Source organism: Desulfobacterales bacterium, assembly GCA_028704555.1.
In the GTDB taxonomy this organism is placed as follows: Bacteria; Desulfobacterota; Desulfobacteria; order Desulfobacterales; family JAQWFD01; genus JAQWFD01.
The window spans coordinates 1-9,261 of record JAQWFD010000063.1; the positions used below are offsets into that span (position 1 = coordinate 1).

The 9,261-nt window shown below is 47.4% G+C and carries 6 protein-coding genes; 1 reads left to right on the forward strand and 5 read right to left on the reverse strand.

Translation table 11 applies throughout. The features are described from left to right. The 4 genes from PHQ97_15355 to PHQ97_15370 all read right to left on the reverse strand — a co-directional run. A partial coding sequence (locus tag PHQ97_15355; protein ID MDD4394108.1) for a hypothetical protein occupies positions 1 to 214 on the reverse strand: 214 nt, incomplete at its 3' end. Positions 215 to 618: 404 nt separating this feature from the next. Then, the gene (locus tag PHQ97_15360) at positions 619 to 1,830 is read right to left on the reverse strand and encodes a bifunctional 3,4-dihydroxy-2-butanone-4-phosphate synthase/GTP cyclohydrolase II (GenBank protein MDD4394109.1); all 1,212 of its coding nucleotides are present in this window, start codon (positions 1,828 to 1,830) and stop codon (positions 619 to 621) included. A gap of 400 nt (positions 1,831 to 2,230) precedes the next feature. Then, a complete protein-coding gene (locus tag PHQ97_15365; GenBank protein MDD4394110.1) occupies positions 2,231 to 4,219 on the reverse strand; it encodes an NAD(P)/FAD-dependent oxidoreductase in 1,989 nt (662 codons plus the stop codon). Continuing rightward, positions 4,212 to 5,285, reverse strand: a complete 1,074-nt coding sequence (locus PHQ97_15370) for a (Fe-S)-binding protein (GenBank protein ID MDD4394111.1) — start codon at positions 5,283 to 5,285, stop codon at positions 4,212 to 4,214. The genes PHQ97_15365 and PHQ97_15370 overlap by 8 nt, the downstream gene beginning before the upstream one ends. Before the next feature lie 377 nt (positions 5,286 to 5,662). Here PHQ97_15370 and PHQ97_15375 point away from each other — a divergent pair, with 377 nt between their 5' ends. Further along, positions 5,663 to 6,313: a response regulator transcription factor gene (locus PHQ97_15375; protein MDD4394112.1), complete on the forward strand. Its 651-nt coding sequence runs from the start codon at positions 5,663 to 5,665 to the stop codon at positions 6,311 to 6,313. Positions 6,314 to 6,320: 7 nt separating this feature from the next. Here the strand turns inward: PHQ97_15375 and PHQ97_15380 are convergent, their stop codons facing one another. Beyond that, entirely contained in the window at positions 6,321 to 8,531 is a 2,211-nt protein-coding gene (locus tag PHQ97_15380; GenBank protein ID MDD4394113.1) for a PAS domain S-box protein, read from the reverse strand. Positions 8,532 to 9,261 lie beyond the last annotated feature (730 nt).

Here is a 9,261-nt window from a genome sequence, read left to right on the forward strand (position 1 = left end):
GCCATATCGCCTGAGACGAAAGCGCCGGTTTTTTCTGCCCCAGCTGAATCAGACGCATAATCTGATGTACCGGATAGTCATAAACATATGTATAATTACAGCTGGCGCTGCAATTCCCGCACTGGTAGCATTTTGAAATCTGCTGCCCGCTGCGTTCTTCAACCACGCGGATAAAACTCTCATCCCGGGTCTTTTGAATCTGGAGGCATTCCATAGCGTCTGAGTCTTCCTTTCTGCTGCACGGAATCTGCAATGAAAACCGGCCTGCTTTGCCGACAATCCGTTATTATTCGGATGGGCTTGACAAAAGTTTTTTTCCCCACCATGCGTTAAAACAATATAATCTATGGTCCTAATGTGCTACTTGTCAAGAGTAATTTAGTATCTTCCGGCCGATCCCTTCCGTGCTTTACCAGATTTCTAACTATCGAGAAATCGTGTTTTTTTCGATTTTGCATGATTCGCGTAATCCGGGGGATACGGGTCTCATGAAGCTGGCTGGGGGGTAAGTTCAGAAAAAACAGTCCGATGAGACAAGAATCTGCGGCGCTGTAATCCCGGCATCGGTCTGCGCCGCGGTCCGTCCATGTGTTTGTCACAGAAGCAGACCCATCGTTTTCATGCGTTGACCAACTGAAGCGTATGCCCCATTCTTAATTTTTTACATTCCAGATAACGCCGGTTGAATTCATTGGGCTCGATCTCTATCGGCACCTGTTTTTCGATGCTGAGCCCATATCCCTGAAGCCCTACCATCTTCTTCGGATTATTGGTCAGCAACCGCATTTTTTTGACCCCCAGATCCACCAGAATCTGGGCGCCGATGCCGTAATTTCGAAGATCCGGCTGGAACCCGAGTTCCAGATTGGCCTCTACCGTATCCAATCCCCGATCCTGCAGGTCATAGGCCCTGATTTTGTTTACCAGACCGATACCGCGGCCTTCCTGACGGATATACAACAGCACTCCGGCCCCTTCATTCTCCATCATTTTCATGGCGGCGTGCAGCTGCTCCCCGCAATCACATCGAAGTGATCCAAACGTATCCCCGGTCAGACATTCCGAATGCACGCGTACCAGCATTGATTTTTCCGGATTGATTTCTCCCTTGATCAACGCGATATGAAGATAATCATCCACTTCGTTCTCATACACGATAGCTTTAAATTTCCCGCCGAAGGAGGTAGGCAAGGTAGTCTCGGCCACGCGATGGATAAAACTTTCATTGCGCATCCGGTATTCAATCAGGTCCGCAATGGTGCAAATGCCTATTCCGTGCGCCTTACTGAACTTTTCAAGCGACGGCATTCGTGCCATGGTGCCGTCTTCATCCATAATTTCACAAATCACTCCGCCCGGTTTCAATCCGGCCAGCCGGGCCAGATCCACAGACCCTTCGGTCTGGCCGGTTCTGACGATCACCCCTCCGTCCCGCGCCCGGAGCGGAAACACATGCCCCGGCCGGACCACATCGAACGGTCTGGCGTCATCGGCCATCGCGGTCTGAATGGTTGTCGCCCTGTCGGCTGCCGAGATACCGGTTGTCACACCGTCTCTGGCCTCAATGGAAACGGTGAAACCGGTTTCAAATCGGGACTCGTTGTTTTCCACCATTAACGGCAGTGCCAGAGAATCGATCTTCTCACCGGTCATGGACAGGCATATCAGGCCCCGGCCGTATTTCGCCATGAAATTTATGGCCTCCGGCGTTACCATTTCGGCCGCCATCGTCAGATCACCTTCATTTTCACGATCCTCATCATCCGCCAGAATAACCATTCGACCGGCTTTAATCTCTTTAATTGCTTCTTCAATTGTCAACAACGCCATACCTGTCCGTCCTTTTCATGCATACGATTAAACTCATTAAGCCATTTAGATGGCATAGAATATTGCCAAACGGCTGGAAAATTTGTCCGTAAGATTGACACCATACTGTCTCCGAAGTTGAGCTATATATCGTTTTTGAGTGAACCCCAAGCATGCGGCCAGCCTTAGATTATGCGTCTGATTCAGCTGGGACAGAAAAAACCGGCGCTTTCGTCACGAACCGGACAATGCTGTTGCCTGTCTTTCAGGGGATAAACGAGAAACAGGCGAACTTTATTATTTCGAAGACATCGGATCCAATTATCCTCGGCCTTTTCAGTCATTCTCATCGTCCAAAAAACTGAAAAAGGCTGCGGGCCCCCGGCCACATCAAGAGGCCCGCACCGAATCAGCATAAAAGTTATAACATTCGTCCGATCAGAGCAGCGTGCTGAATAGCAGAGAACCCGTTAGCGGCGTTTGGATATGCGTCACCGACTTCGTATACGGCAGGCACCATGCCTTCAAGATACTTTGTAATACTGTTTTCAGACTTGACACCTAAAGCCATGACAAAGGTGTCAAATTTGCCCAGGCTTTCATTTTTGCCGTTTTTGCTGACAATAAGCTCATTGCCTTCGGTAATTTTCTTAACCGGCGAGGATACAGCTACGTTTGCACCCTTTTTGGCAAGGCTCTCCAGTATGAAAACCTTTCGGGCAAATTTCTCATCCCGGGCAATTTCAGGAAGCATCTCGACGATGGTTACCTTTTTGCCCTTGTCGAGAAGGTAGTGAGCGGTTTCAACGCCACAGGCCCCTCCGCCGATAACAGCGACATTTTTTCCAATATCGGCTTTGTCGGTAAGGGTGTCAGGGACATTGAAGACATTGTCTTTATCAGCCCCCGGAATGGGAGGCGTAATCGGAACGCTTCCGGTTGCCACAACAGCGATATCCGGGTCCAGTGTTTTCACATATTCAGGGGTGACCGTTGTGTTGAGTTTGAGCGTCACATTATCCATTTTTTCGAGTTCATGCACGCGCCAGTTCACAACAGCGTTGAATTGATCTTTTCCCGGCGGGGTTGCCGCCAGGTTCCACTGTCCGCCAAAAACGTTGTCCTTTTCGCAAAGCGTGACCTTATGACCCCGTTTAGCAGCCGTAACGGCGGTTTCAAGTCCCGCAATGCCGCCGCCGATCACAAGAATATTTTTGGGATTGTCAACCGGCTCCAGTTTATATTTTCTTTCGCGTCCCACTTCCGGATTCTGGAGACAATCCACAAAAAAGGCTGTCAAAAGGTTGTCAATGCATCCCTGATTACAGCCGATGCACTGTCTGATATCTTCGGATCTTCCTTCTTCGGCTTTTAAAGCCCAGTCAGGATCTGCAATCAGCCCTCTGCCCAGGGCCACCATATCCATTTTACCCGATGCAATGAGTTCTTCGGCCACTTCCGGGGTACGGATGGACTGAACACCTATCACCGGAACATCAATCACTTTTTTAATTTCGGCAATCTGGTTAGCAACCGGGGCCGGGCCGATTTCAGCAATCGGAATCATGGCATTCATACCCTCACCCGTAATGCCGCGCCCCGTAGTTACATGAATGGCATCGGCACCGGCTTTTACCGCCATCTGAGCCATTTTTTTGGCTTCTTCAACGGTAATACCGTCTTCAAGACCTTCGCTGGCAACCATTCTGAATAACACCGGATAATCCTTGCCTACGGCCTCCCGAACCTTCTCGATGACCTCGACCGTGAATCTCATCCGGTTCTCGACGCTGCCGCCGTATTCATCCGTACGATGGTTAAAATGCGAAGACATCATCTGCTGGAGCAAAAATCCCTGAGATCCTTGAATTTCAACTGCGTCTACGCCGGCTTTTTGGGCTCTGACTGCCGCATCCGCAAACTTCTGCACGAGAGCTTTAAGTTCTTCAACCGTAATCTTTCGGGTTAAGAACATGCTTTTGTTCAAATCAGGATGCATGGGGAACAACTCTTCGATCAGCTTCCATATGCCGCCGTCCGGAGAAAGCTGCTGTCCTTTTGACATGATGGGAAATCCCTCAAGTCCGCCAAACATGATCTGGGCTGCCAGCTTGGAGCCGGCTGCGTGAATCGCATCAGCCAGTTTTTTCCAGCCCGGAATAAACGAGTCGTCCCAGATGGAATTCATGAAGGCAATGGATTTTCCCCCCTGATCCACCGGTGCAACACCGGATATGATCAATCCGGTATGCCCTTCAGCACGTCGGGCATAATAATCGATCAGCCGCTGAGTTATGAGATCATCGCCCTCGGTGTATCCTACGCTCATGGGAGCAAGAGCGGTTCTGTTTCTCAATTCCATTCCATTGATCGTAATAGGCTCACAGAGTTTTTTGAATTGTTTACTCATTGATCCACCCCCTTTCCAATCCTGTTACATACTCAGTCGGTTTTTCATCGTACAGCGCCATCCGGACCAGATCGGCCGCCATCAACGGCATAATCCCGGATCCCTTGTCATCCCTGGCTAATGCCGCATAACAGAAAGGACACAGGAGCATCATCGAATCAGCGCCATAATGTTTGGCGTCGGCAATGTTTTTATCCCGAATATCCTGAGAAAACTGCTGATTTTCAGACAGAATTTCGGAGGCCCCTCCACCTAAACCGGGTACCGCACCGCAGCAGATCTGATTTCTGCGGTCATATTTACGCTCCACCAGTTTAACGCCCAGCAGATCGAACAGTTCCTCGATCCATATATGCCGATCCGGACCGCATCGCAGGGAACAGGGAAGCTGAATCGCACATTTGAGCCCCAGTTTTTTTACATCTTTATAATTTTCCTTGACCACCCGGATGAGCCATTCCAGAAAATGAACCGGCTTGAAATTCGGCTCCAGTTTCATCTCCTTTGCATAACTGAAAAATGGCGCGTAACATTCATCGTGATAAAAAATAATTTCATCGGTCGGCAATTTGTTGAGCCTGGAGATATAATTCGGCATGTTTTCAAATACGGCCGTATCCTGCCGACCGTGAACCATACCGTTTACGCAGAAATAATCACCGCCGCCCACGATGTTTACGCCCTCAAAGAGTTTGCTTTCCGAAAACAGATGCGGCTGGAAATACTCCATACAACAAATACTTATCCACGGAGCACCCTTTTTTGTTTTTCGGACGAAATTCCTTGCCAGGTTGAAACAAAACACTTCCAGAATGGCGGTTGCAGAGCCTTTTGTCAGTTCAGATCCCTCTTCTTCCATTCGATGAATGATAAGATCGAATGGCCGGGCGCCTTTGGTGCAGAAGGTATTGCACCCGCAGCAGGTGATACATCTGTCCAGCACCTCACTGTGCTTTCCGTCGACCAGAGCCTTCATCTCTTTTTTGGCCCGCTCACGATCGTACCCGAGGTACAGGCAGGACTCCAGACACTCACCGCAAAGATCACATCGTTCCGGTTTCCACATAAACTTCTCCTTTCAGTTTCAAAAATGAAGACCTTCAAAAATGAAGACCTTCGTTGACCTTAGACAAAACATTTCAGGAAGAACTTTTTAAAAAAGTTTTACACCCGGAAAAATCTTTTTAACATAGAGGCGATACACCACATTTAATCTGAAAGGACCCTATTTTCATATCTGATTGACCTTAGACAAAGGCAGGATGAATATCGGAGAAGTGTTTACATCGCCCGGTTTATAGCGTATTTAATACCAATAGTTAAGAAACTTAATGCTCTTTTATCTAATACCACCAGAGATGGTATAAACTCACATGAAGACTGCTATGAGCGTTCTGGATGATACGGGAAATAATTCTGCTGACACTGGCAAGGGGGTAGTCAATGCAAAAGAAGATACGGGTTGTTCTCGCGGAAGATCACATAATCGTCAGAGAGGGTATCAAATCTCTTATTTTGGCTAATCCGGATTTTGAGATCTCGGGCGAGGCTGGAGACGGGCTCGAAGCTGTCCGGATAGTTGATAAACTCAAACCGGATCTGATCCTCATGGATCTTACAATGCCCAAATCCAACGGCCTGGATGTCATCGGTGATATCAAAGTCTGCTCACCTGAAACCCGGGTATTAATTCTGACCGTGCATAAAATAGAGGAATATGTTCGTGCCTGCCTTAAAGCCGGAGCCGATGGATACCTGCTTAAAAAATCCTCCCACAAAGAACTGTTGAGTGCGATCTATCATGTCATCTCTGGAGAACGGTACCTTGATCCCGGCATTTCCGATAGAATCATCGAAGGATACTTGATGGGAAATGCAAAAAAGCCACGGGGTGCCTTGAATGCGCTGACGAAAAGGGAGCGGGAAGTGCTCAAACTGGTTGCCGAGGGGTATAAGAATGCAGAAATTTCGGACTATCTCTGTATAAGTACAAGCACGGTCGAGACTCACCGTGATAATTTAATGAAAAAACTTGATCTGCATAATGCCTCCGCTTTGACGGCGTATGCAATCAAACAGGGTCTGGCGTGCTGATGGCGCATCACTTGCCGGGCCATGATGCCCGTATGGTCGTGCCTTTTTTCGGAATTGACGTAATGGAGAACATACCGCCTGAATGTTTGGTTCGTTCCTGCATGCTGAAAAGCCCGAAGCCTCTGCGGCCATTGAGACCGATGTGGATTTTTTCCTGAACATTGAAGCCGATTCCGTTATCCGTGATGAATATTTCAATCCTGTTTTCTGTTTTTAAAAGACCGATACGGACACAGGTCGCCCGGCTGTGACGACCGACATTATTCAGGGATTCCTGAAGTATCCTGAATAAATTTATTTTTATTGGAGACGGTACGTCACTTTCTTCGATTTCGATATTTTTCGCCAGTTCAAGCGACGGATAAACGGCCTGGTACTCTCTACAGAACCAGGAGACGGTAGCAATGATGCCCAGATCGTCCAGAGTCGAGGGGCGTAAGTCCATGGAAATTCGGGACACCTCGTCAATTGCGGTTTGGATTATCGGAACAAGCGTGTTCAAAGAAGACTCTTCGCTGTCGGGATGCTCGGCATGTATCTGGGCAACGCTTTTCTCTGCAACGTACTTGATGGAGCTCAGGTATTGACCGATACTGTCGTGTAGTTCCTGCGCGATGGATTGACGCACATTTTCCTCTGCCGTGATGAGCTGTGCGGTGAGTTTCTGCAGATCTTTTTTCGAACGTTGTAATTTTTTTTCCACCGACCGTTGCTTGGTAATATCTTCCATGTATACCAGAACCATATCGGGCGCCACGTAGGCGCATGTAAAAGTGACGTATTTTTCATCTTCCGTGCTGAACATGCGGTAGAGCGTCTCACCTTTATAGATCGTTCTGTCATCGTAGGTATTTATAATGGTGTCGAATATCTCCTGATTTTTTTTGTATAGTATACGGGCTTTCCTGCCGATAAATTCTGCAATATGTCCGTTTGTAAATTTATATGCAGCGGTATTGTAATCAACGAGTATAATTTCATTCCCCATCCGTTGCCAGGTATAGGTCGGTAGCGGATGGCCCATGTATTGCGCTCTGAGGCGTTCTTCGTTTTGTTTGAGCGCATCTTTCGCCCGTCTGCTTTCATCGATATCGATATGCGTGCCAATCATTCGAACCGGGTTCCCGTCCGGGTCCCAGTCAACCACCCGTCCTCTTTTAAGGATCCATTTCCAGCTGCCGGTTTTGGTCCTGAGGCGCAATTCCGTTTCACACGTGCGCTCCTTACAGGAAATACAGTGGCGCAGACGCTTGTCAACATCGTTTCTGTCATCTTTATGCACCAAATCCAAAAATTCATCATAAGACGTTATGATTTCAGGGTTTGACAGGGGCAAATCATCTGGACCGAATCCCAGCATACTGAAATAGGCGGCACATGTAATAATTGTGCCGCTCGGGATGTTCCATTCCCACACTCCTTCACTGGCTGCCTCCAGGGCAAGCAGGCGGCGTTTTTCACTTTCACGCAACAAATTTTCAATTTTTTTTCGTTTCGTTATGTCGTCACAGAAGGTAATCACCAGGTTTGGTTGCACAAAGACATAAGTGATTATCATATATTTATTTTCACCGGTCGAAAACATACAATACGGAGATTCGAATCTGAGAACATTTTTTTTCTGCATGCAAAGATCAAAATTGCTCAGAATGTCTGATTGATTCTGGTAAAGATCCCGGGCCTTTTTTCCTATAAAACCTGAGATCTTTCCTGAGGTATAAAGTTCGGTCACCTTATCATAACCCACGAGAAGATAATCATCGCCTTTTTTTTCCCAGCTCATGCAAAGAGAATGAGGAATTTCTTCCAGACAGTTTTTACATTCTTTATTTTTTTGGGATCCCAAATTTATCTCGAATTTGTCAACAACATTGAACAACGCGAATCTTTGCCCGTTGACCACAACGATGCGATTCTTGTAAAGTACGGGAAAAATGTGGCCATTTTTTTTCAAACAGCTTAACCATATATATGAATCGACGGAATCGGTAAAAATATTCGGGGGAGTATAATTTCTGTCACCCGGCAGGAGATCTTTGGATCGAAGGTAAAGCATTTCATTTTTGCTGTACCCGAACATTTCGCAGGCGCCCTCATTACAGTCGACAATGCGACCGTTCAGATTTATTACAAAAAGTGAACCCGGGATAAGATCGAAAAAATCATTGGGGACACAGTCCTGAATCTGATCGGAGATTGTTTTGTGGTTGTCACACATTTATTACTCCCTCTTTTTCGATTCGAATCGCCATCACAAAAAATCAGAAGAAAACACACTTTTCCGGAGCTTGAACCGATCGAACAGATTTTTTGCCTCCTCCAGGGTCATGGCCGTATTTGTTTCTCCACCAGGCACAGCCAGGACCGGCACAGATCTGCAACAAAGAGCATTCCACCGGATTTTAGATCCCTCTCGATTTCATCGGGCATTTAAAGCGGAGCTCCCACTATGTCAACTATATTGATGTTCAATGCCGCATCAAATGAATGGTCATCTTACGACATGTTTTGCGCATCCTTTTTTTGAAATCAATACGGCCTGGAAGCTTTATTTTGCCGTACCCAACAGCGGGTGGGATAAATCGATACCCACGATTTCAGCTGCCGGGAAACTGCAGGCCAGCGCGGTCGCCGTACCGCCAAAACCGCAAGCGATATCGAGGGCATAACGCTCTTAAAATTTTATTGCAACCTAAAAGCTGAAATTAATATTTCGATGCGCCAAAAGCGACGGTCAGATGGTCGAGTTGAGCAGCGTGACGTGGTTTTTCAGGTAAAGGCAACGGCGGGCTATCACTATTTCAGTGCCTTATTTCTTAACCCAAGTTCGCCAATTTAGATCAAGGTTTGGCGTCATTCAGGGGCTTGGCGATTTTTGTGGTCACTACTCATTTTGCAGCATATCGTTTTCTCGGTAGCGGGACCTCCTTGAGTCCCAGGTTCTTGTA